Annotated in this window: 17 protein-coding genes; 9 read left to right on the top strand and 8 right to left on the bottom strand. The window is 74.4% G+C overall.

Features of this window, described 5'->3' with window-relative positions:
• Window positions 1–20: 20 nt before the first annotated feature.
• From ACIP37_RS12425 to ACIP37_RS12415, 3 genes are read left to right on the top strand one after another with little or no spacing between them, the layout of a single operon-like run.
• The gene (locus ACIP37_RS12425) at window positions 21–782 is read left to right on the top strand and encodes a (Fe-S)-binding protein (RefSeq protein ID WP_363586452.1); all 762 of its coding nucleotides are present in this window, start codon (window positions 21–23) and stop codon (window positions 780–782) included.
• Window positions 779–2,224, top strand: a complete 1,446-nt coding sequence (locus ACIP37_RS12420; RefSeq protein ID WP_400806156.1) for a lactate utilization protein B — start codon at window positions 779–781, stop codon at window positions 2,222–2,224. Before ACIP37_RS12425 ends, ACIP37_RS12420 begins: the two co-directional genes overlap by 4 nt.
• A complete protein-coding gene (locus ACIP37_RS12415) occupies window positions 2,221–2,868 on the top strand; it encodes a lactate utilization protein C (RefSeq protein WP_400805908.1) in 648 nt (215 codons plus the stop codon). Before ACIP37_RS12420 ends, ACIP37_RS12415 begins: the two co-directional genes overlap by 4 nt.
• Before the next feature lie 25 nt (window positions 2,869–2,893).
• Here ACIP37_RS12415 and ACIP37_RS12410 read toward each other — a convergent pair whose 3' ends face one another.
• The 3 genes from ACIP37_RS12410 to ACIP37_RS12400 all read right to left on the bottom strand — a co-directional run bounded on the left by ACIP37_RS12410 (window position 2,894) and on the right by ACIP37_RS12400 (window position 5,845).
• Window positions 2,894–3,751: a hypothetical protein gene (locus ACIP37_RS12410; protein ID WP_363630518.1), complete on the bottom strand. Its 858-nt coding sequence runs from the start codon at window positions 3,749–3,751 to the stop codon at window positions 2,894–2,896.
• Between the two features lie 145 nt (window positions 3,752–3,896).
• A complete protein-coding gene (ddaH, locus tag ACIP37_RS12405; RefSeq protein WP_400805910.1) occupies window positions 3,897–4,718 on the bottom strand; it encodes a dimethylargininase in 822 nt (273 codons plus the stop codon).
• A gap of 233 nt (window positions 4,719–4,951) precedes the next feature.
• Entirely contained in the window at window positions 4,952–5,845 is an 894-nt protein-coding gene (locus ACIP37_RS12400; protein WP_400805912.1) for an MBL fold metallo-hydrolase, read from the bottom strand.
• Window positions 5,846–6,064: 219 nt separating this feature from the next.
• Between ACIP37_RS12400 and ACIP37_RS12395 the strand changes: the two genes are divergently transcribed.
• Window positions 6,065–6,847, top strand: a complete 783-nt coding sequence (locus ACIP37_RS12395; RefSeq protein ID WP_363630515.1) for an SGNH/GDSL hydrolase family protein — start codon at window positions 6,065–6,067, stop codon at window positions 6,845–6,847.
• Window positions 6,848–6,854: 7 nt separating this feature from the next.
• Here the strand turns inward: ACIP37_RS12395 and ACIP37_RS12390 are convergent, their stop codons facing one another.
• A complete protein-coding gene (locus ACIP37_RS12390; protein ID WP_363630513.1) occupies window positions 6,855–7,304 on the bottom strand; it encodes a DUF2809 domain-containing protein in 450 nt (149 codons plus the stop codon).
• Between the two features lie 120 nt (window positions 7,305–7,424).
• Here ACIP37_RS12390 and ACIP37_RS12385 point away from each other — a divergent pair, with 120 nt between their 5' ends.
• Window positions 7,425–7,859 carry a ribonuclease domain-containing protein gene (locus ACIP37_RS12385; RefSeq protein WP_363586460.1) on the top strand — a complete coding sequence of 145 codons (435 nt, stop codon included), beginning with the start codon at window positions 7,425–7,427 and terminating at the stop codon, window positions 7,857–7,859.
• A 42-nt stretch (window positions 7,860–7,901) separates the two neighbouring features.
• On the opposite strand, the gene ACIP37_RS12380 is transcribed toward ACIP37_RS12385, so the two are convergent.
• Together ACIP37_RS12380 and ACIP37_RS12375 are read right to left on the bottom strand one after the other, a co-directional pair.
• Window positions 7,902–8,153, bottom strand: a complete 252-nt coding sequence (locus ACIP37_RS12380) for a hypothetical protein (protein WP_363586461.1) — start codon at window positions 8,151–8,153, stop codon at window positions 7,902–7,904.
• 57 nt (window positions 8,154–8,210) lie between these two features.
• Complete coding sequence (locus tag ACIP37_RS12375) at window positions 8,211–8,702, bottom strand: DUF5994 family protein (protein WP_363586462.1); 492 nt, start codon at window positions 8,700–8,702, stop codon at window positions 8,211–8,213.
• Window positions 8,703–9,311: 609 nt separating this feature from the next.
• Between ACIP37_RS12375 and ACIP37_RS12370 the strand changes: the two genes are divergently transcribed.
• Complete coding sequence (locus ACIP37_RS12370; RefSeq protein ID WP_363630552.1) at window positions 9,312–11,159, top strand: APC family permease; 1,848 nt, start codon at window positions 9,312–9,314, stop codon at window positions 11,157–11,159.
• Between the two features lie 30 nt (window positions 11,160–11,189).
• Here ACIP37_RS12370 and ACIP37_RS12365 read toward each other — a convergent pair whose 3' ends face one another.
• The gene (locus ACIP37_RS12365) at window positions 11,190–11,768 is read right to left on the bottom strand and encodes a DUF5994 family protein (protein WP_363630512.1); all 579 of its coding nucleotides are present in this window, start codon (window positions 11,766–11,768) and stop codon (window positions 11,190–11,192) included.
• 471 nt (window positions 11,769–12,239) lie between these two features.
• On the opposite strand from ACIP37_RS12365, the gene ACIP37_RS12360 reads away from it, so the two are divergent.
• Complete coding sequence (locus ACIP37_RS12360) at window positions 12,240–13,247, top strand: LysR family transcriptional regulator (RefSeq protein ID WP_363630510.1); 1,008 nt, start codon at window positions 12,240–12,242, stop codon at window positions 13,245–13,247.
• A 69-nt stretch (window positions 13,248–13,316) separates the two neighbouring features.
• Window positions 13,317–13,988, top strand: coding sequence for a DUF3592 domain-containing protein (locus ACIP37_RS12355; RefSeq protein ID WP_363586465.1), 672 nt, complete (start codon window positions 13,317–13,319; stop codon window positions 13,986–13,988).
• Between the two features lie 254 nt (window positions 13,989–14,242).
• On the opposite strand, the gene ACIP37_RS12350 is transcribed toward ACIP37_RS12355, so the two are convergent.
• On the bottom strand, window positions 14,243–21,808 hold the full coding sequence (locus ACIP37_RS12350; RefSeq protein ID WP_400805918.1) for a LamG-like jellyroll fold domain-containing protein: 7,566 nt from the start codon (window positions 21,806–21,808) through the stop codon (window positions 14,243–14,245).
• Window positions 21,809–22,149: 341 nt separating this feature from the next.
• Between ACIP37_RS12350 and ACIP37_RS12345 the strand changes: the two genes are divergently transcribed.
• Window positions 22,150–23,214 (top strand): substrate-binding domain-containing protein, encoded by a 1,065-nt coding sequence (locus ACIP37_RS12345; RefSeq protein WP_400805921.1) that lies wholly within the window; start codon window positions 22,150–22,152, stop codon window positions 23,212–23,214.
• Window positions 23,215–23,221: the final 7 nt, after the last annotated feature.

The following is a 23,221-nucleotide window of genomic DNA, read 5'->3' as shown; positions in this document are numbered from 1 at the left end:
GCCGGACGAAGGGAGGGCCGATGCGGGTCGCACTGTTCGCCACCTGCGTCAACGACGCTCTGTTCCCCGCCACGGCGGTCGCCACCGTCCGGCTGCTCGAACGCCTCGGCGTGACCGTGGACTTCCCCGCCGGGCAGACCTGCTGCGGGCAGCCGCAGTACAACACCGGCTACCGGCGGGCGTGCGAGCCGCTGCTGCGGCGCACCGCACGGGCCTTCGCCGGGTACGAGCACGTGGTGACGCCCTCCGGATCGTGCGTGGCCATGGTCCGGGACAACTACCCGCGGATCGGAGCCCGGGCCGCCGCCGACGGCCGGGGCGGCGAACTCGACTCCATGGCCGCCGCGTTGACGCCCCGGGTGTACGAACTGACCGAGTTCCTCACCGATGTGCTCGGCGTCGAGGACGTCGGCGCGCACTTCCCGCACACCGTCACCTACCACCCCTCCTGCCACGGCCTGCGGGTGCTCGGCCTCGGCGAACGGCCGCTGCGGCTGCTGCGCGCCGTCCGGGGACTGGAACTGGTCGAACTGCCCGGCGCCGAGGAGTGCTGCGGCTTCGGCGGCACCTTCGCGGTCAAGAACGCGGCCGTCTCGGCGGCCATGGCCGAGGACAAGATCGCCCACGCGCTCGGCACCGGCGCCCAAGTCCTGTGCGGCGCCGACAACTCCTGTCTGCTGCACCTCGGCGGCACGCTGCGCCGCCGGGGCGCGGCCCTGCGCCCGCTACACCTGGCGGAGATCCTCGCCAGCACCGAGGAACACCCGTGGAGGCCCGCATGACCGGCGCCTTCCTCGGCATGCCCGCCTTCCGGCAGGCGGCCTCTCCGCAGGCGACCTTCCCACAGGCCGCAGCGGCGGCCGTCCGGGACGAACGGCTGCGCGCCAACCTGCGGCACGCCACCCACACCATCCGGGACAAACGGGCCCGCGCCGTCGCCGAACTCGACGACTGGGCCGAACTGCGTGCGGCCGGCAAGGCGATCAAGGACCACACGCTGCGCCATCTCGACCGCTACCTCGTCCAGTTGGAGGAGGCCGTCACCGCGGCCGGCGGCATCGTGCACTGGGCGGCCGACGCCGAGGAGGCCAACCGGATCGTCGCCGACCTGGTCCGCGCCACGGGAGAGACGGAGGTCGTCAAGGTCAAGTCGATGGCCACCCAGGAGATCGGGCTCAACGAGGCGCTCGCCGCCGAGGGGATCACCGCGTACGAGACCGATCTCGCCGAGCTCATCGTGCAGTTGGGCGAGGACCGGCCCTCGCACATCCTGGTGCCCGCGATCCACCGCAACCGCGCCGAGATCCGGGAGATCTTCGCCGAACGGATGGCCGCCTGGGGCCGCCCCGCACCCGAGGGGCTGACCGACTCCCCCGCCGAACTCGCCGAAGCGGCCCGGCTGCACCTGCGGGAGAAGTTCCTGCGCGCCCGGGTCGCCGTCTCCGGCGCCAACTTCATGGTCGCCGAGACCGGCACCCTGGTGGTCGTCGAGTCCGAGGGCAACGGCCGGATGTGCCTCACCCTGCCGCGCACGCTGATCTCCGTGGTCGGGATCGAGAAGGTCGTACCGACCTGGCAGGACCTGGAGGTCTTCCTGCAGCTGCTCCCCCGCTCCTCCACCGCCGAGCGGATGAACCCGTACACCTCGCTCTGGACCGGCACCACGGAAGGCGACGGCCCGTCCGCCTTCCACCTCGTGCTGCTCGACAACGGGCGCACCGCCGTGCTCGCCGACCAGGTCGGCCGCCAAGCGCTGCGCTGCATCCGCTGCTCGGCCTGCCTCAACGTCTGCCCGGTGTACGAGCGGGCCGGCGGCCACGCCTACGGCTCGGTCTACCCGGGCCCGATCGGCGCCATCCTGACACCCCAACTGCGCGGCACCACCAGCCCCTTGGACGCCTCGCTGCCGTACGCCTCCTCACTCTGCGGGGCCTGCTACCAGGTCTGCCCGGTGGCGATCGACATCCCCGAGGTGCTGGTGCACCTGCGCGAGCGGGTCGCCGAGCAGGGCGGGCACCCGCTGGAGCGGGCCGCGATCGCGGCCGCCGGGTACGTGCTCGACCACCCGGCGGCGCTCGCGGCCGCCGAGCGGCTCGCCGGGCGCACCCGCGCGCTGCACCCTCGCCGACTGCCCGGCCCGGGCCGGGCCTGGACCGACACCCGGGACCTCCCGGAGCTGCCCGCCGAGCCGTTCCGCGACTGGTGGCGGAGGAACCGCTCATGACCTCACGGGAGTTGATCCTCGCCCGGATCCGCGCCGCGCTCGCCGACCCCGCCCCCGGCCGGGACCGGGCAGCGGAGGGGCCGGTCGCCCGGGACTACCTGCGCACGCACAGTCCGGACGATCCGGCGGCCCTGCTCGACCTGCTGCACCACAACCTGGCCGACTACCGGGCCCGGGTGCACCGCTGCACCGAGGCCGAACTGCCCGCCGTCCTGGCCCGGTTGCTGGCCGAACGGGGCAGCCGCACGGTCGCCGTGCCGCCCGGCCTGCCGCCCGCCTGGCTCAGCGCCACCGCCGTCACGGCCGTCCCCGACGACGGCACGCTCACCGCCGCCCGGCTCGACGCCGTGGACAGCGTCGTCACCGGCTGCGCGCTCGCGATCGCCGAGACCGGGACGATCGTGCTGGACGCCGGGCCGGGCCAGGGGCGGCGGCTGCTCACCCTCGTCCCGGACCATCACCTGTGCGTCGTCCGGGCACCCGGGCAGGTCGTCGCCTCCGTGCCGCTCGCACTGCCCCGGCTCGACCCGGCCCGCCCGCAGACCTGGATCTCCGGGCCGTCCGCGACCAGCGACATCGAGCTCGACCGGGTCGAGGGCGTGCACGGCCCGCGCACCCTGGAGGTGCTGCTGGTCGACGGCTGACCGCGCCGACCGGGGCCGCGGCGACTCAGCTCATCGTCACCTCGCTGTACCGGTCGCCCTGGGAGCTGTCCCAGGCCACCTGCACCCGGCAGTCGACCGGCCGCCCGGAAGCGGCCAGTCCCTGCCCCGCGATGGCCGCCGACGGGTCGGCCAGCGTGCTGAACAGGCCGCCCGCCGGCGGGGCGCCGCCAGGTGTGAAGCCAAGGTCCGCGGGCGCGACGGCCGTGGGGTAGAACACCGCCCGGCCCGTAATCGTGTACGTCCCCCGCGTGGTGTCCTTGCGCTTGCGGCCGGGGATGACCGAGCACAGCGAGAAGGTGTCCTCGGCACCGTCCGAGACGTTGCCCGCCGCGTCGACCGTCCACAGCTCCCAGTAGCGGGCGACCGTGGCGTGGGCGCTCGACCCCTTCGCGGTGATGTACGAGTCGATCCGGCTGCCCGACATCGCGTTCCAGTCCGTGCCGTCCCATTCCTCCACGGCGAAGACGCGGTTGATCTCCTGGATGATGACGCCCTGCTGGGGCGCGGCGACGCTCAACTGCCGCCTGCGCTCGAAGTAGCCGCACTCGCCTTCCAGGTCGTCGGCCGTCAGATGGGTGAGCGCGATCTGCGTCGCCGGCCCGGCTCCGGGCGTGGGGGCCCGCTGGACCGACACCCCCGCGCCGCCGGAGGCGTCGTGGCCGTGTCGCTGCTGCTCGACCAGCCGGGCCACCGCGGCGTTGCCGAGGGTGCGTTGCAGGGGCAGCGCCGTCGAAGGGGACAGCGGGCCGACGGCCGCGGCCTCCCGGGCGCCCTCGGCCGGGAGGTCCGTGCTCCGGCGCTCGGACGCGGCCCTGCGCCGCCGCGCCGCCTCGTCCTCGGATGCGGAAGCCTGATCGCGCATGTGGCCCTCCTGTCGGCACGGCACCGCCCCGGATGCCCTGGCCAACCTCTACCGGACGGCGGGGCGGCCGGGAAGGTCCGCGAGGGCAGCGCGAAGGGCAGCGCGAAGGGCAGTGCGGACGGCAGTGCGGACGGCAGGGTCCGATTCAGGCGGGCCGCAGCTCCAGCGTGCAGCACTTGGCTCCGCCGCCGCCCTTCAGCAGCTCCGAGACGTCCACCGGGACCGGCTGGTAGCCGTGCTCGACGAGCCGCCCGGCCAGGTGTTTCGCGGCCTCGGGCAGCAGCACCCGGCGCCCGTCCGAGACCGCGTTGAGGCCGAACACCTCGGCGTCGGCCCGGTCGGCGAGGATCGCGTCCGGGTACAGGGTGCGCAGCACGGCCCGGCTGTCGGCGTCGAAGGCCTCCGGGTAGTACATGACGTGGTCGTCGGCGAGCACGGCCAGCGCCGTGTCCAGGTGGTAGAAGCGCGGGTCGACCAGGGTCAGGCCGACCACCGGGACGCCGAAGAACTCGCCCGCCTCGGCGTGCGCGGCCCGGGAGGTGCGAAAGCCCGTCCCGGCGAGCACCCGGCCGCCGGCCACCAGGTGATCGCCCTCGCCCTCATTGACATGCCCGGCGCGGTGCACCTCGCGGTAGCCGTGCGAGCGGAACCAGGCCTGGTAGGCCTCGGACTCGGCGGCCCGCTCCGGGTAGCGGAAGGTCGCGACCAGCGCCCGGCCGTCCAGCACGGTCGCGCCGTTGGCGGCGTAGACCATGTCGGGCAGGCCGGGCACCGGGTCGATCAGCTCGACGGTGTGGCCGAGGCGGCGGTACAGCCAGTACAGCCGCTCCCACTGGCGGATGGCGAGCGCGGTGTCGGTGGGCTGCGCCGGGTCCATCCACGGGTTGATCGCGTAGTCGACGGTGAAGTACGTCGGCCGGCACATCAGGTAGCGCCGCGGCCTGGCAGTGCGCTCCGGGGTCTGCATGGGCATTCCTCAACCGTCCTCGGGTGCAGGGGAGTTCGGGGATTCCGTTCCCCAGGCCGCTGCCCCGGCGGGGCTGTTCGCACACCCGCGCGGGCGCCCCCGGCGGGCGCAGGCCCCCGCGCACCCGGCGCGGGCTCCGGCGCACGCGCGGCCGATCGCCACGGGCCGGACCGCACCGAGCGTCGTGGGGACGCGCCGCTCCGAACGTCACGAGGACGGGCCGCGCCGAGGTGTCACCAGCGGACCGCGCCGAAGTCCACCGGCGCGGGCCGCAGGCCCCGGCAGCGGTCGGCGAGCGCCCGCAGCCGGGCCGCCGCCTCCTCGGCGGGCATCCGGTGCCGCTGGCCGTGGCCGGGCAGCAGCCACTCGAAGCGCAGCGCGTCCAGGCTGCGGTCCAGCGAGGCGGAGAGCTCCTCGATCGAGTACCAGGTGACGGTGTCGTACACCTCCAGGTCACCGGTGGTGCGGGACCAGTACAGGGTGTCGCCGGTGAAGCAGTACCGCTCGTCGACCAGGTACAGCACGCTGCCGCGGGTGTGGCCCGGGAAGGGGTGGGCGGTGACGCCGGGGGCGACCTCCACCGGTTCGACGCCGCGCAGCACCCGGTCGGCGTCGGGCGCGGCGTCCAGGTCACCCTCGTGGATCCAGAGCCGGGCGCCGAGCCGGTCGGCGTACGCCCGGCCGTGCGCCGCGTGGTCGCGGTGCGTCAGCAGGATGTCGGTGACCGGGCCGAGGACCTCGTACCGGGCCGCGAGCGGCTCGGCGTAGCGGGGCGTGTCGACCATCAGCCAGCCAGCGGGACGGCGGCAGAGGTAGGAGTTGGCCCCGGCGTTGTGGCGGGAGTTGTGGCCGAGCAGCAGCAGGCTGTCGTCGAGGGCCAGCGGGAAGGGGTCGGTGGCCGGGTCGAGCGGGCCGGTGCCCGGCCGGATGGAGCGGGTCGGGCAGGCGTGGGCGGCGGCGAGCAGCTGGCGGTGCTCGGCCTCGTCGCGCGGCTGGCGGACCAGCTCGGAGCGGCCGGCGCGCTCACGGATCAGTCCTGGCGCGAGCTGCCGGGCCACGTCGCAGTTGGTGCAGCGGTCGTCGACGGACCACTGCCCGGGCAGACCGGAGGTCGGATTCAGAGCCATGGATGTCTTCCCCCTGGAAGGACGGCGGCCGGGCCGGCCGCGCCCTTCGAGCATCGTCCGGGCGGGCCCAAAAGCGGAAGGGGGCGGGATCTTGCGGTTTCCGGGGGCCGCCGCTCTGCACTCCGGTTGTATTCCGGGTGGGGCACGTGGCCCATCTCACGTGCCGGCGGGGTCACCTACGGTGGCGTAGGTCACTTGAATGGGTGAACTATCTCCTTCATGCCGAACCTCCAGGAGACCCTTGACCTCAGTTCGTATGCCGCCCTCGGCGACAGCTTCACCGAGGGCCTGAACGACCCCGGTGCCGACGGCGCCTTCGCCGGCTGGGCCGACCGCCTGGCCGGGTTGCTCGCCGACGGACGGCCGCCGGGCGGGTTCCGCTACGCCAACCTGGCGGTGCGCGGCCGGCTGCTGGACCAGATCATGGCCGAGCAGGTGCCGCAGGTCCGCCGGCTCCAGCCCGACCTGGCCACCTTCTGCGCGGGCGGCAACGACATCCTGCGGCCCGGCAGCGACCCGGACGAGGTCGCCGAGCGCTTCGAGGCGGCCATCGTCCAACTCACCGCCTCCGCCGGGACGGTGCTGATCTGCACCGGCTTCGACACCCGGGACGTACCGCTGTTCAAGCACCTGCGCGGCAAGATCGCCACGTACAACGGGCACATGCGGGCGGTCGCCGACCGCAACGGCTGCAAGGTGGCCGACCTGTGGTCGCTGCGCGCCGTCCAGGACCGCCGGGCCTGGAGCGAGGACCGGCTGCACCTCTCCCCCGAAGGCCACCAGCGGGTCGCCCTGCTGGCCGCCCGCTCCCTGGGGCTGCGCACCGAGCAGGACCCGGAGGCGCCCTGGCCGGCCACCCCGGAGCCGTCCGCCGCCGACCAGCGGCGCGAGAACCTCCAGTGGGCCCGCGAGTACCTGCTGCCCTGGGTCGGCCGACGGCTGCGCGGGGAGTCCTCGGGGGACCACGTCGAGGCCAAGCGGCCTGACCTGCTTCCGCTCTGACGCAACGTCAGGCGGCACCGGGTGCTGCGGTCGTCCTCGCAGCCCTTGCGGTCCTCGCGGTCCGCGCGGCCTTCGCGGTCCGCAGCACCCGGTGCGCCAGCGCGGCGAACGCGGCACCGACCAGGTACCAGAACAGGTCCGGCGGATTGAACGTCGACCCCAGCACCAGCCGGGCCAGCCCGCTGCGCCGCCCCAACTCGTCGGGCACCCCGGTGATCTGGAACAGCTCCACCGCCCAGCTCAGTCCCGCCGCGACCACCGCCGCCCGCCCCGGCCGAACACGGGGCGCGACCAGCACCACCAGCGCGTACACCAGCACCGTGTAGAGCGCGTCCCCGGCGTACTTCGCGACGTCCCCGCCGAGCACGGCCCGCACGCCCAGCCCGGCCGCCACCGTCGCCCCGGCCGCCAGCAGCGGCACCACCCGCACCCGCAGGCGCCCCCAGAGATCATCCACCCGCCCCACCCTACGGCCCGGCCGCCGGGTCCAGGGCTGGGCCGTCCGGGTGACCTCCCGCATCCGTGACGCCCGGGCGTCGTTGGCCGCTGCGTGACCGCACACCGAAGCCTGCTCCGGATGGCCGCCGCCGCACTGTTCCTGACGGCCGTCACCGTTCCCTCCGCCGCTCCGGCCGGCGCCGCCGCCGCGGCCCACCCCGCGCCGCGGATCGTCCGCGGCATCCTCGAACCCCCGCTGCCCGTCGACCAGTTCCCGCCCCAGGTCGAGGAGGCGTGCCACATCTGGCACGACCTGCAGTGGCCGACCGCGAACGCCCCCCGGGACTACCCGGTGGCCGGCTCCCCCTTCGTGATCCGCGGCAGCAACGTCTACGGAAACCGCAGCGGCGACCTCCCCCAGGACGGCCACTACCGCGAGTACGACGTCAACCCGCGCCAGCCCGGCCAGCACCGCGACGCCGAACGCCTGGTCCGCGACCCCGCCACCGACCACGTCTGGTACAGCGACGACCACTACGCCAACTTCCACGAGATCAGCTCGGGATGCTCCTGATCCGACCCCACGGACACCGCCCGTGGGCCGGGACCGGGCACGTCACTCGCGTGACCACTCGGTCTCGGCCTCGGGCTCGCCGACGGCGTCGGACCCGCCCCAGACCCGGACCCTGACCGCCCGGGGCCCCGGGGCCGGTCGGGAGAGCGTGCGCACGAACACCTCCCGGACGTGGTTGGCGGCCTGCTGGGGCGGCCCGTCGTACTCCAGGGGGTTCGGCATGGGCGCGCCGCTCTGCCGGGCCCAGTCGCCGTCGTCGTCCTGGGTCTCCAGGACCCATCGGTAGTGCCGCATCCTGACCTCCTCCGGCCCGGGGCCGTTCCTCGGTGCTGTCCGGTCCGTGCGGTCCGGTCAGTGCAGTTCGGTCGTGGGCTCGGAGCCGATGCCGGTGGCCAGGAGGATCTGCCGCGCCGAGTCGGTGCCGCCGGCCCGGACCGCACGGGCCATCGAGGCCAGGGCCGCTTCCCGGCCCGCCTGCGGCGGAACCACGAGCAGACTGAAGTGATCACGGTCGCCCCGCGTGACGATCACCGTGTCGTCGCCGACCGGATACCGGTCGATGCGCACCGACCGGCCCTCGACGACGATCCGGGCCGGCACCTCGTCCCAGGCGTCCGCGTCCAGGCCCACGCTCACCACGGGGCCGAGGTGTTCGGTCAACGCGCCGACCAGGCCGGGCAGTTCGGCGCCGATGTTCCGTGACCGCGGCCACCAGGCGCCATCGAGTGCGCCCTCGCGGGACCGCGTGGTCTCCAGGCGCAGCAGGACCGTCCCCGGTTTCACCGCCTGCCGGAAGCGGTCCGGCAGAAGCCCGGGGTGCGGGGCACCGGCATCGTCCGACATGGCTCGCCACCTCTCCGCGGGCGCGGATCGGGCCCGCTGAACGGGGCCGGCCTTTCGGTTCCAGCAACTGGGCCGCCCCGCCCTCCCACGGTACTCCGACCGCACCGGGGCCGAACGGGCGCGAACGGGCGCCGGCGGACGCCTGCGCGGGGAGGGGCGGCCCTGCTCGACGGCCCGGGGCCGGCCCCGCGTCACCGGGAGCCGCGATGCGTAACACTGTGTGTTGTGTCGAATGCGAAGAATGACGACGGTGGCGCGGGGGCGGGCGGTGCGCCCAGTCCCGACGCCCCGCTGCCGGCCCTCGACCGGGAGCAGGTCGGGGTCCTGCGCCGGGTGGGCCGGGAATGGGGCCGGGCGGCCGGGGATCCGCAGGCGTGGCGCCGGGCACTGCCGGTGGACCCGGAGCTCGGCCGCTTTCCGGCCTCCTCCGAGATCCGGCCGGTGCGCTTCGGCCGCTTCGTGCGGGTGGCCACGGTCGGCGGGCAGCCGTCGCCCGTCGAGGCGGGCGGCGAGGACACCCGGACCTCCCGACTCGGCCGGGCGGGCGCCGGGGTCAGGCACGTGCTGCTCGGGGCCCCGCTGCGCAGTACCGCGATCGCGCACGAGCGGATGCGCAAGCTGGTGGCGCTGCCGGTGCTCTCCGCCGACGCGCTCTCGTCCGTCGCCTACGGGCCCGAGGCGATGCTGGCCGTCCTGGTCCTGGCCGGCACCGCCGGTCTGCGCTACTCGGTGCCCATCGCCGCGACGATCGCGTTCCTGATGCTGGCGGTCGGGGTGTCCTACCGTCAGACGATCCGCGCCTACCCGCACGGCGGCGGCTCGTACATCGTCGCCACCGCGAACCTCGGCCGCCTCCCCGGGCTGGCGGCGGCCGCCGGTCTGATGACCGACTACATCCTCACGGTCGCGGTCTCGATCGCCTCCGGCATGGAGGCCGTCACCTCGGCGATCCCCTCGCTGCGGGGCGACGCCGTGCCGATCGGCCTCGCCGTGATCGGCGTGCTGCTCGCCGGGAACCTGCGCGGCGTACGGCAGGCGGGCGCCCTGTTCGCCGCACCGACCTACGCCTTCGTCCTCGCCGTCCTCGCCCTCATCGCCTTCGGCCTGTACGACGCGGCCGGCCACGGCTTCCAGCCCACCGCGGCTCCGCAGTCGACCGCGACCGAGGGGGTCGGCGTGCTCCTGGTCCTGCGCGCCTTCGCCTCCGGCTCGACGGCGATGACCGGCATCGAGGCGATCTCCAACGCCGTCCCGGCCTTCCAGCCCACCGAGTGGCGCAACGCCCGTACCACCCTGACCTGGATGGTCGGCCTGCTGATCGTGCTCTTCGCCGGCACGGTCGCGCTGGTCCACCTCGACGGCGTCGTCCCCGACGCCCAGGAGACGGTGCTGTCGCAGCTCGCCCACCGCGCCTTCGGCCCGGGCTTCGGCTACGTCTTCACCCAGGCCGCCACGGCCGCGATCCTGCTCCTGGCGGCCAACACCGCCTACAACGACTTCCCCCGCGTCCTCTACCTCCTGGCACGCGACAACCAGGCGCCGCGGATCTTCCTACGGCTGGGCGACCGGCTGGCCTTCAGCAACGGCATCGTCGTGCTCTCGGTCGCCGCGGCCGCGATCTACGCGGCGTTCGACGGCATGACGGCGCCGCTGATCCCGCTGTACGCGGTCGGCGTCTTCCTCGCCTTCACGCTGTCGCAGACCGGCATGGTCGTGCACTGGTGGCGCCTGCGCGACCGCCACTGGCGCAAGAGCCTGATCTTCAACGCCGTCGGCGCGCTGCTCTCGGCGACCGTGCTCGTCACCGCCGCGATCACCAAGTTCACCTCGGGCGCCTGGTTCGCCGCGCTCGTGGTGGGCCTGTTCATCCTGGTGGCCACCAGGATCCGGCACCACTACGAGCAGGTCGCCGCGGCGCTCGCCCTGCACCCGCACGCCGTCGAGGTCCCCGGCCGCGCCCTCACCCGCCCGCGCCCACGGGACGGCGCGCCCGCGCCCTCCGCAGAGGCGGAAGCGGAGTGTGAGCGCGAGGCGGAGAGCGAGGAGACTCCCGAGGAGATCCACCCGCTGCTGATCGTGCCGATCGCCGCACTGGACCTGGCCGGCATGCGCGCCCTCGCCTACGCCGCCTCGCTCCGCCAGCCCGTCCTCGCCCTGCACATCAGCGCCAGCGAGGAGGAGGCCCAGCGCTTCCGCGCGTACTGGAACCTGTGGGGCGACCACCTGCCCCTGAAGATCCTCCTCTCCCCCTACCGCACGATCGTCGCGCCCCTGGTCAACTACATCGAGGCCCTGCACGACCAGCGCCCGGACCTCACCCTGACCGTCGTCCTCCCGGAGATCGTCGTACGGCACCGGCGCCACCGCCTCCTGCACAACCGACTCGCCCCCCGCCTGCGCAGGGCGCTCCGCCCACTGCCGAAGATCGTCGTCACCACCGTCCCGTTCCACGTCTGAGGACTGTCCAGCGTGTCCGCACCCGGACCGCTACGCGCCGGCGGGCCAGGAGGCGGCGCGGCTTCGGGCGACGTCCGCCCGCCGGCCGGCCTCGCCCGCGCCGGTGGCGGGCACGACCGCCGAGGGCAGGACGTCGGTACCGGGTTCCGGTCCGGCCGCGCCGCGGGCCGGCTCCGAGGCGAGCAGTTCGCTCGCGGTCCGGCTGTCGGCGGGGTCGGCCGCCCGGGCCATCAGCCGCTCGGCGGTGACGGCGTCCGTCTCCGGCGGTACGACCAGCAGGTTCAGCCGCAGCGGGGCGTACGAGCAGACCACGATCAGGTGCTCGTCCTGCTCGACGGTGAACCAGCCCACGTGGACGGTGTGCCCGGCGACCGGGGCCCGGTGCGGGACGGTCGGCCACTGCGCGGGGTTCACGGTGGCCCGGGTGACCCGCCCCCACGGACCGTCCAACGCTGCGGCGAGGGAAGGGAGTTCGAGGAGAAGGTCACGCGAGCGGGGCCACCAGGCGCCGTCCAGCCGACCGGGCCGGGTGCCCTCGGGCACCCGGGAGAGCCGTGCTGCGGGTACCGGGGCGGTGGGCGCCATCGCGCGATCGAGGGTCGTGGTCATGATCGAAGACCTGTCCCCGGACCCGGCCTCGGGCCGGATCCGGCATCGTCGTTCGCCGGAGACGACGCCAGTTGTCTTGCCCGGCATGCGAGGTGCCTTCGGTGATGTCCAGGCTACTCTCCGCCAGGCCCGGACCTCGCATGGCGGCCGCAGCAGCGCTTTCCCGACGATTCGTCGGCCGCGAGCCAGCACCCGGCTTCGATCGGATGGTTCCGGCTGCACGCCGGTGACTGTTTGCGCACGCGGCGTGTGGGACGACCCGCTGGAGTCCCGCCCCTCGCGCCGGGAGCGGCCGGCCGACGGGCAGCGGCGCGCCTGCCTGCCCTTCGGGAAGGGCGAGGAGAGGTGCCCGGCGAACGGCTTCGCCCTCAAACCGACCGGCAGGCCCGCCGCCCGGCCGCCGCCGCCGCGTCCGGCCTCTGCCAGGATGGGCGTCCTCGACCCCGGGCGCGGCGAAAGGGCGGCACAGTGGTGGAACTCGACCCGAAGAGGCTGCTGATCCTGCGCCAGATCGCCGACGCCGGCAGCGTGGCGGGCGCCTCGCGCGCGCTGGGCCACACCCCCTCCGCGGTGTCCCAGCAACTGGGCCGGCTGGAACGCGAGGTCGGCGTCCCCCTGGTGGACCGCACCGGTGGACGGGCCGAACTGACCGCCGCCGGCCGCCTGTTGGCGGGCTACGGCGACCGGATCGGCCAGGCGCTCCAGGACGCCGCCCGCGACCTGCGCGCACTCGGCGCCGCCGCCGCCGGCCCGGTCGCCATCGGTGTGCCGCCGCCCGCCATCACGTTCTTCGCCACCACCGCCGTCCACCTGCTCGCCCGCACCCACCCCGACCTGGCCCCCCGCCTGGTGGAGACCGGACGGCAGGAGGGCCTGCGCGCCCTGCGCCTGGGCGAACTGGACGTCCTGGTCATCGAGGACGACCGGCAGGAACCCACCCCGCTGCCGCCCGGCGTCGAGGCGAGCGTCATGTTCGAGGACGCCTACCGCCTGGTCGTCCCCTCCGACTGGCCCCCGCTCACCGACCCCGCCCAGTTGTCCGGCCGCCCCTGGATCGCCGCCCCGGCCGGCTCACCCCGGCAGCTGGCCTTCCGACGCCTGGCAGCCCGGCACGACATCGTGCCCCTGGTCGAGCACACCGCCCGCTACCGCTTCGCCGTCTACACCATGCTCGCCGCCCGTCTGGGCGCGGCGATCCTGCCCGCGAACGCCGCCGCCCTGATCGGCCCGGGCGCCGGCACCGTCACCACGCTGCCGGTACCGGGCACCTACCTGGTGCGCCTGCTGCGCCGCACCGGACCGTGGGGGGCGCCGCCGGCGGTGCGGGCGGCGGCCGAGGCGCTGCAGAGCGCGCTGCTGGCGGCGAGCGAGCGGCTGGCGGCCCAGGGCCTGACCGAGAGTGAGCCGCGCGTGAACGGCCACCTGGTCGACCCCAGCGAGCCGAACACACCCGCCGACCCGCCCGTCGCGACACCGTAAGCGCTGCTGAACGCCGGGGGTGAGCGCCGCTTGCTGGTGCCCGGCCCGGCCCTCTGCCAGCGTGGCCGGGTGACCACCATCGCGGACGAGCGACCCCCCGCCCCTCCTCCTGCCCCCTCCGGCGGGCTGCGCCGCCGGGCGCGCGCCGCCACGCGTCTGCTCCAACGGGCGGCCTGGGCCACCACGCTGGTCGGCGCGGTGACGACGGCCTGCACGCCGTGGGGATCCACGCCCTGGTACACCGGCTGGATCGGCGCGGCCGGTGCGGCGGCACTCGCGGCGCTGGCCTCACCGGTGCGGCCGGCCCTGGGCGAGAGCCCGCGCTCCGGCTCCGTCGCCGCCCTGTTCCACGGCGCCATGCTCGCCCTGATGCTCTGCACCTTCGCCGGCTGCTTCGCCTTCTCCCTCAGCGGCTGGTTCCACGAGCACGACCGCGACCTGCACGCCACGCTGCGGGTGTCCGCCACCGTCACCGGCTGCCACAACAGCGGTGACACCAGTACCGAGTGCACCTTCCTCTGGACGGCGGACGGGCACGAGTACCGCGCCGCCGAGGGCACGGACGTGCAGTGGCCCGACGGGCACCGGGTCGACGTGCGGATCGATCCCGTCCACCCGCAGCGGGATCCCGTCACCGACGGCGGCTACTGGCCGCTGTGGATCGCGGTCGTCGTGGGCGGGATCGGCACCCCGTTCAGCCTGTGGGCCTGGTGGGTCCTGGAGGAGTCCGCGAACTACTGACGCCGCGCCGGGCTCCTGCGGGTGCGGTTGTCAACCAATCGTCTCCGGATCAACACCGAACTCGGCGTGACCAGCAGGCTCCAGGCCGACCTGCTGCTCCAACGGCCGCGCGCGAGCGGGCACGGGACCTGAACACGGCTCAAGGCCTCGCCGTCGGCGAGGCCTTGAGCCGTGAGGTCAGCCCTCGGTGGTGGGCCCGCTCTTTCGGATCACGCCGGGCGCGCGACGTGATCCGACAGAGCGGACCTGGGTGCTCAGGCGTCCACGCCGTAGTACTGCGCGAGGAAGCCGGTCACGTCCGCCGCGTGCGGGAGCAACTCCGGCAGTTGGGCGGCGAGCGCGGAGCGGGTGGCCTCGGCGAGTTCGGGCAGGCCGGTGGCGGCGCCCTTCACGTACGGGTCGAGGCGGCGGATGAGCTCGTAGTTGCTCTCCACGTCGAGCTGGCGCATGGCCTTCTCCAGCGGCGGCGCCCCGGCCGGCGGGACGGCGGGCAGCACCCGGCTGACGAAGGTGACCCGGTGCAGCACCCGCCAGCACGGGGGCTTGCGGTCCGACTGGCGGGCCTGGCGCAGCGCCGCCGCGTTGGGGTCGTTGCCGTTCGCGAGCCAGGTGGGGTCGACGACCTTGTGGAAGAAGGTCTCGAAGTGCTCGCTGTCCTCGCCGAGGTAGAAGCTGAGGAAGCGGTAGGCGTCCACCTTGCCGGGCACCTTGACGGGTTGGCCGTCCTGGTCGAAGACGGGCTTGCGGTCCTGGTCGTAGCGCTGGAGGTTGGTGGCGGGGTTGACCTCCACGTTCAGTCCGAAGGAGCGGGTGGCCTCCTTACCCCGGGCGCGGGTGGCGGTCATCCCGCCGCCGACGGAGGCGTCCAGCTGGGCGCCGATGCCGATGCCGGCGATCTGGAAGGAGGTGCCGACCGAGGTGCCGACCGATCCGGACAGCGAGTACGAGCCCGAGGTCGTCTCGCTGACCACGTCGGTGGTCTCGGTGGTCTCGGCGAAGAACCCTCCGGCGGCGGTCCAGACGTAGGTGTTGACCAGGTCCCGGCGGGAGAAGCCCTGGCCGGTGGCGCTGTCGGTGGTCCCCCGCTCGCGGGCCGGCGAGGCGTCGGTGCCGATCGCGCCGCCGAGTACCCGGCCGGCCCGTTGGGCGGTGGGGTCGGGGGCGTGGGTCTCGGTGGAGACGGTGTCGTAGTAGCTGTGCAGGCGCTGCTGGTCGCGCTGGATGCGGCGCTTGAGCGCGTACGCCTCGCGGGGCTTGAAGTAGCTGTACTCGCCGCGCTCGCGGGTGCCCCGGTAGTCGGGGTCGGCGACCTTTCCGCGCTCGTCGAAGCCGACGGTGCCGTCGAGGGTGCCCTGCTTGGTGTAGCGGGGGTTGATCGGGAACGGGATGACGTTCCAGTCCTTGGGGATGTCGGGGTTGGGCTGGATGCGGTAGGCGACCAGGGCCCCGCTGTGGGCCAGGCGCAGGGCGAAGACGTCGGCGGTCTGGGACTGCACGACGGCGAAGCCGGTGTTGGCCGGGACGTAGCGGCGGCCGGTGGCGGGGTTGAGCAGGCGGCCCGGGTCCTCCCAGTGGCCGGTGAGGGAGACCTTGGTGGTGCGGGCGGTGTTCTCGCCCTGGGAGACGGAGGTCTCCTCCGCCCAGCTGTTGGAGAACTCCAGGTTGCCGCGCACGCCGGCGGAGACGCCGCCCTTGGCGATGGCCTTGGCGATGCCGAAGCCGAGCGGGGCGGTGATCATCCAGACGTCGACGTCCACCTCGTTGGACAGGGCGAACCCGAAGGCGGCGTCGACGCTGCGCTCCTTGGCGGAGGACAGCGAGCGCACCACCTGCTCGGCCTCGGTGAGTTGGACGGAGGAGGCGCCCTCGAAGGTGTCGCTGCCGGGGTCGGTGAGCCCGGCGGTGAGGTTCTCCGAGGGGACCGGCGGGGCGCCCTCCACGTAGCCGACGAGCTGCGGGTCGAACTGGATCTGGCTGACCCATTCGCTCACCAGCTCGCCGACCTTGTAGCCGGTGACCAGGTGCCAGCGCCCGTCCCGCAGGTAGCTGTAGGCGCGCTTGAGGACGCCGAACGCCTCGCCGCGGACGCCGTACTGCATGTCGGCGTACTCGGCCACGGCCGGGGCGGCGGAGACGGTCTCGTGGAACGGGGTGCGCATGCCGGCCAGCGCCGAGCGGACCTGCGCGGTGTCGGTGGAGACCGGCGCGCTGGACAGGACGGTGCGCGGGCGGGTGGCCTCGGCGCCCAGGCGCAGGTGGTTGCCGCGCAGGCCGTCGTCGCGGACCTGGGCGACGTCCGGCTCGGTGGAGTCGCGGTCGAACGGCCAGTAGGCGACCAGGTCCTCCTTCTCGCCCTTGAGCCGGGTGAAGAGGTTGTCGAGCAACTGCTCGTGGGTGCGGGCGGTGCGCCAGATCCGCACCTCCTCCAGCACGCCGTTCAACGACTCCGCGGCCTTGCCGCCCCTGATCACCGCGCCCAGGGTCAGCTGGGCGTCGCCGGCGTCGGCGAGGGCCGCGCTGTCGGGGGCGCCGGGGGTGCCCGCCGGGTCGCAGGCCACGGCGACGCCGTTGCGGTAGAGCCGGAAGACGCTGCCGCGCGGGTCGGGGTTGCGGACCCAGCGGGCGCCGCGCAGCCGGGCGGGGTGCGAGCCGGTGGCGTCGGCCGCCGTGCCGCCGGCGTTCTCCTCGAACCGCCAGTGCGCGATCAGGCCCCGGTCGCGGGCGGTGACGGCGGTGCCGAGCCGGGCGGCGTCGCGGGCGGCGCCCCAGATCCGGACCTCGGCGAGCACGCCGGTCAGCCGCTGCACGACGGAGCCGTCGCGGGCCCGGCCCAGCTCCAGCGGCGCGTCGTTGCCGCGCGGGCCGGGGCCCTCGTAGCGGGCCGTGCCGATCTCCCGGCCGTCCAGGTGGAAGCGGATGTCCTGCCACTCGCGGACCGCCACCGACTCGACCAGCTCGACGCTCTGGGTCACCGGCTTGCCGTCGGCCCCGGCCGCGGTGATCTGGCGGGTGCCCTTCTGCTCCTGCATCGAGCGCCCGCTCTTGCGGACCACCGCGATCCGGTGGAACGCCCCGGCCTTGACGCCCTCGGTGGAGGTGTACCGCACGGCCCGGCCCTCGGGCTCCTCGAAGGCGAACTCCAGCCTGCCGTCGGGCAGCACCGCCAGGCGGTACGGCACGCTGCCGCCCGCGCCGTCGGCGGTGCGGCCCTTCGAGAGCAGGCCCTGGGTCTCGCCGAGCCGGTCGAGGCGGGCGAAGACCTCCAGCGTCAGGTCGTCGGCGATGTCGAGGGCGTCGTCGTCGGCGACCTCCAGGTAGGCCTCGCCGTCCAACCGGACGGCCCAGGACTGCTGGTAGGCGGCGGCGAAGTGGCTCCACTCGCTCAGCGGGAAGGTCTCCCGGCTGACCACCCGGCGATCGCCGACGGTGGCGACGGCCCAGTAGCGGCCGCCCTCGATCGGCGACGGCGCGGGCACCGGGCCCGGCTTGCCGCGCAGTTCGGCGTGCCGCTGGTTGCCGGAACGGTCGGCCAGCACGGGCTGCGCACCGGCCGCCGGGGCGGAGTAGAGCCAGTAGCCGAGCAGCCCGGTCTCGCCGCCGGTGAGCCGGCGCTTCATCGCGGCGCGCACGTCGTCGCCGCCGCGCGCGCTGGACCAGAGCCGGACTTCGTCGATCTGTAGGGAGGCGAACTTGGTGGCCTGGAAGGGCACCTGCGCCAGGGAGAGCCTGCCCTGGCCCCGGTAGGGGGCGCTCGCGGTGCGGCGGGCGATCTCCTGGCCGTCCCGGTAGACCACCTGCTGGCTGGTGCCGCGTTCGAAGACGCAGGCCCAGTGGTGCCACTGGGTGTCGCCGAACCGCTGGGTGGTGTCCAGGTCGTCGCCGAAGAAGGCGAAGGTGAACTTGCCGTTCGACCGGAAGCCGATGTGCAGGCTCTCGTTGTTGCGGCCCTGGTCGCCGCCGTGCCCGAGGACGAAGTGGTCGCGCTCGTCGACGGCGGTGCGGCGGGCCCAGAACTCGACGGTGAAGTCGCCGTCGCCGAAGCCGAACGCGCCGGGCACCACCGCGGCGGCGCTCACCCCGTCGTAGGCCAGCGCCGAGGCGGCGGGGCCGCCGAGCAGCCCCAGGCCGTACGGGGTGTCGCCCGCGTTGGCGTGCACCAGCCGCACCGGGCCCTCGACCCGCTCGGGGTTCACCCAGGCCTCCAGGGTGAGGTCACCGGGGGTGGCGGCCCGCGGCAGCTGCTCGGCGGGCAGGGCCAGGAAGCGCCCCTGCCCGTCGAAGGCGTAGGCGCGGCCGGGCATGTCGGCGCGCCAGCGTCCGCCGTGGCCGCGCAGCAGGTCGCCGGCGGTGCCGACCGGGATCTCGGCGAGGCCGCCGGGGTCGACGGTGACCAGCCGGGAGCCGGACGAGAGCGCCACACCGGGCGCGGAGGCGGTGGCCCAGCGCTGGTCGTAGCGCACCCGCTGCACGCCCATGCCCGGCTTCAGCACCGTCGGGTCCGCGCCCGCGCCCAGCTTCAGCGACTTGCTGCCGGCGGGGTGGTCGCCCTCGAAGCGGAAGCCGTGGCCGCCGACGGTGACGAAGCCGGGGCCGGCGAGCCGGGCGAGGGTGCCCTCGGTGAACTCCACCACGCCGCCGTCGATCCGCAGCACGGTGCCGATCGGCACCGGCTGTTCGGCCGCGCCGTTGACCACGGCGGCGAAGTCCTCGGCCCGGCGGGGCAGGTGGGACCACTGCTCGCTCTGCCCGTCCCGGCGGATGGTCAGCTTGACCTGGGCCGGGTTGTCGCCGACCTCGACGGTGATCTCCGCCGCGGCCAGGTCGGTGGCGGCATCGCGGGCGGTGAAGGCGAGCGCCTTGCCGCCGGCCGTCAGCCGCCGGGAGGAGCGCAGCACCTGCGTGTCGTAGTAGCCGGCGAAGAACTGGCCGTTGGCGCCCCGGAAGTAGAGCACCAGGCTGCCGGTGGCGCTGTCCAGCAGGAACGGCCGGTCACTGCCCCGGGCGAAGGCGAGCAGCGCGCCGGAGCTGCTGAGGCCGGTGCGGTCGACGGAGAGCTGGGACATCGGCAGGGCGATGTCGTCGGAGCCGCGCACGCCGCCGGTGAGCCGGCCCAGCTCCTCGCGCTTGGCTGCCAGCAGGGCCTGCCGGGCCGGCAGGTCGCGGCGGTGGCGGGCGAGCGCGTCCTGCTTTCCGCCCAGTGTCAGCAGCCGATTGTCGATGTCCAGGATCTGCTGGTTCCGCTGGGCGGCACTCGCGCCCGGCCTGCCGGAGGCGCCGTCCTTCTCCAGCACGATGACGCCCTCGCCGGAGGCGTTGACCGTCCCGTAGTCGTACTGCACGATGCGGTCGCCCTGGCTGTCCCGGGCGCAGACCAGCTTGCCGCTGCGGCGGACCACCAGGCCTCGGCCGTTCCAGCTGTCCAGCGCGAAGTGGGTGGCGTCGTTGTCGGCCTCCCGGCGGTACTGGATCAGCGGGGTGTCGTTGTCGGTCTTCCCGCCGGAGAGGTTCATGTCCAGACCGGAGTCGACGTTGCGCAGGAAGTAGCAGGGGACGCCGTTGAGGTTGGTGCCGGTGGATTCGAAGGTCCACAGTGTGGAGGCGGCCGTCCGGTTGGCGGTGCGCACCAGCGGGGCCGTCGCGTCCTTGCGGTCGTTCTCCACCGCGAGGTACTGGTCCCGGCCGTCCTTGGGCAGCCTGAACCGCAGCCGGTAGCGCCAGAGGGTGACGTCGTCGTCCTGGCCTGCCCGCAGTTCGGCGCGCCGGCGCTCCAACTCCGGGACCTCGGCGGTCTCCTGCTGGAGGCGGGCGATCTCCGCCTCGGAGTTGGCCACGTCCCGGACGAGCTTGGCCACCTGGGCGTCCAGGTCACCGACGGCGTCCACGGCGCCGCTGGAGTCGGGGGCGGCGAGCACCGGCAGGGCCACCCGGTCCGGGATCTCGGCCAGCCGGCCGTCCCCGCCGACGCCCAGGTCGAGGGTGGCGAGGTAGGCGTCGTCGGTGGCCTTGCCGGTCACCGGGTCGGGCCCGCCGGTGGCGCAGGCGAGCAGCACCCGGGCCTGGCGCTTGACGGGCTTGGCCGCGCCGTCGTACCCGGCCGGGGAGGCCTCCTGCTGGTGGTGCAGGACGGCGGAGAGGCCGGAGACCACCGTGCGCCCGGTAAAGGCGAAGCTGTCGCGGCGCACCCCGGGGTTGTCGCCGATCGGGGCCTCGGAGGTGATCCAGGCCGGCCCGCCGCGCAGAGCCGCGTTGCGGGCGTTGTCCGTCTGGTCGTACAGCGTGTCGCCGGCGCCCTCGTCGAAGCGGTAGTAGACGGCCAGGCCGGGCTCGTTGCCGATCAGGCGGCGGCCGCGGTCGGCGGCCAGCTCGTCGCCGCTGCGGGGGCGGTTCCAGATCCGGACCTCGTCCAGTTCGGCGCGGCCGAACGAGCCGAGGGCGCGGCCCAGGGTCAGCGGGCCGAGACCGGCGTAGGGCATGTCGGTGGTGCGGCGGCCGAGTTCGACGCCGTCGCGGTAGACGATCTGCTCGCGGGTGGCGCGGACGAAGACGCAGGCCCAGTGGTGCCAGTCGGTGTCGCTGGTGCGCCGGCCGACGTTCAGGTCGTCGGCGTAGAAGGCGAAGGCGAAGGTGTCGTCCGAGCGGAAGCCGATGTGCAGGCTGCGCAGCCGGGCGCCGGCGGCCGCGCCGTGCCCGATCAGGAAGTCCTCCCGGCCGCCGGTCGCGGTGCGCCGGGCCCAGAACTCCACGGTGAAGTCCGCGTCGGCGAGTTGGAGGGTGTTGGCGGGCAGCTCGGCCACGTCGTCGACGCCGTCGAAGCGCAGCGCCGTCTCGGCGTGGCCGCTCTCGCTCACCGCCGGTACCAGCGGCCGGCCGGTGAACGGGCAGGTGCCGGGGGCGGGTTCGTAGACGGCCTCGCGGTAGCGCTCGTCGGGGCTGGTCCAGGCCTGCGAGCCCTGGGTGTTGAACAGCCCGTCGCGGCTGCGCTCGACGCTGAAGCCGTCGATCCGGGCGGTGGCGTCGTTGTGCGCGAAGATCTGCCAGCGCTCCCTGCCGTGCACGGCGGTGGGCACCAGCAGGGCGGTGAACCGGCCGCGGGAGAGGTTGCGGACGAAGTTGAGCTCCTGGGTCGGCTCGATGAACGCCCGGCCCTCCATGTCCCGGGTGCCGAGGCTGTCCTTCGCGGAGTCCGGGCGGCCCTTGTGCCGGCTGCGGCGGTAGCGGACCTCCAGCACCGGCTTCAACTCGCCGCCGACCAGCAGGAACCGGTCGCAGAGCAGCGTGGCGTCGACCACCGGCGTCCGGCCCGCACCGCCGCCGGCGAGGTAGTCGGTGCGGGTCGGGTCGGCCGAGGAGCCGGTGCCGTCGGCGAGCCGGAAGACCGCGTCCGCGTCGTCGGCCCGGATCGACTGGCGCAGCACGTACAGGTGGGTGCCGTCGGAGACCACGTGGAAGGGCGCGGCCGCACCGAGCCTGGCCGTGCTGGACAGGAACGGGTCCAGTTCGTCGTCGCCGAGCCGCTCCGCCGGATCCGCCTCGACCCGCCCGCCGCGCTTGACCACGGGCATCCGCACCGCACCGGCCACCGCGTAGCCGACCCGGGCCAGCTCCGCCGGGAACGGCAGCGGCAGCGGGTTCTCCGACCAGTACGCCGCATCCGCCTCCCCGCGCGCCTCGTCGTGCTGCGACAGGTCGAGGACCGTGTAGACGATCCGTCGCTGGTCGTCCATCGCGAAGGCGACCGTGCTGCCCTGGTGCCGCACGGTCGTGGTGTGCACATAGGAGCGGTCGCTGTAGACCCGCGCCAGATGCTGAACCTCCGTCAAACCCGCCACCTCACAAGCCGTTGGCCGCCGGGAACGCGACGGCCGGTGATCAACACTTAACGTGTCGACGCTCTCACTCGACGTGACGGGTGGGCAAGGTGGCTTTCCGCCAGTGCGCGGCTGGAATCCGATCATGCACGGGCGCGGCGGATTCCCCGCGAGTGCGAAGGGCGGGCGGAAGGACTGCGCCTGAGGTCAGGCCGGGCGGGCCGTCGCCGTGGACGCGCGGGCAGGCCGGTGCGGTACCGGGTGCGGCATCACGGTCATACTTGATCGGAAGTCGATCGAAAGATATGGTCCGATCAACCAGCGGCGGTTCGGAGCAGTACGGGGGACAGGCGATGACCATCTCGGCCGAGGAACGTCGGGACCTGATCCTCAAGGCCGTCGGCGAGGCGAGCGGGCCCCTGCGGCTCGCCGACCTGGCGGCGCGGCTCGCCATTCCGGCGGTGACCGTGCGGCGGGACGTCGCCGCGCTGGCCGAGGCCGGCCGGGTGGGGCGCTCACACGGATTCGTCGTACGGCGCACACCGGAGAAGCCGACGGACGGCGAGGGCGGGACCCGCGCCCTCGGGCTGCTCGTGCCCTCCGTCGGGTCGTACTTCGACGAGCTGATCAACGGAGCCCGGGCCGCCGCGACGGCGGCGGGCGCCCGGCTGGTCCTCGGCATCGCCCCGTACGAGGCCCGCGACGACCGCACGCAGGCCGAACGGCTGCTGGAGTCCGGCCTCGACGGGCTGCTGCTCGCGCCCAACCTCCTGCCGGGCCGGCCCGCGCAGGCCCACGACTGGCTGGACGACCTGCCGGTGCCCGCCGTCCTGGTCGAACGCGGCGCCCCCGAGTACGGGGGCCCCGGCGCCGGCCTGGACTCCGTCGGCTCGGACCACCGGCAGGGCGTCCTCCTCGCGCTGCGCCACTTCGCCGACCTCGGCCACGACCGGGTCCTGCTCGCGGCCCGCGGCGACTCCTGGACGGCCCGGGAGGTCCGGGCCGGCTACCAGTACGGCACCAGGTTGCTCGGACTGGCCGCCCTGCCCGTCCTGGACACCCTCGGTGACGACGGCCGCCCCGCCGACTCCGACCGGCTCGCCGGGCTGATCGCCGACGCCGTGTCCGACGGCGTCCGCGCCGCCCTCATCCACAACGACCAGGACGCGATCCAGCTGCTCCCGCTGCTCCGCGCCCGCGGCCTCGCGGTGCCCGCCGACCTCGCGCTGATCGCCTACGACGACGTGTTCGCCGCCCTGGCGGCCCCGCCGCTGACCGCCGTCACCCCGCCGACCCGCGCGGTCGGCGAGACCGCCGTCGGCCTCCTGCTGCGCCGTCTCACCGCCGGGCCCGATCTGCCGGTGCACCGGATCTCCCTGCTCCCGGCCCTGCGCATCCGCACCTCCTGCGGCGGCTGAACCCCCA

Origin of the sequence: Kitasatospora sp. NPDC088861, from assembly GCF_044750105.1 — a bacterium.
Taxonomy (GTDB): Bacteria; Actinomycetota; Actinomycetes; order Streptomycetales; family Streptomycetaceae; genus Kitasatospora.
This window is presented reverse-complemented; position numbering and strand designations above follow the sequence as displayed.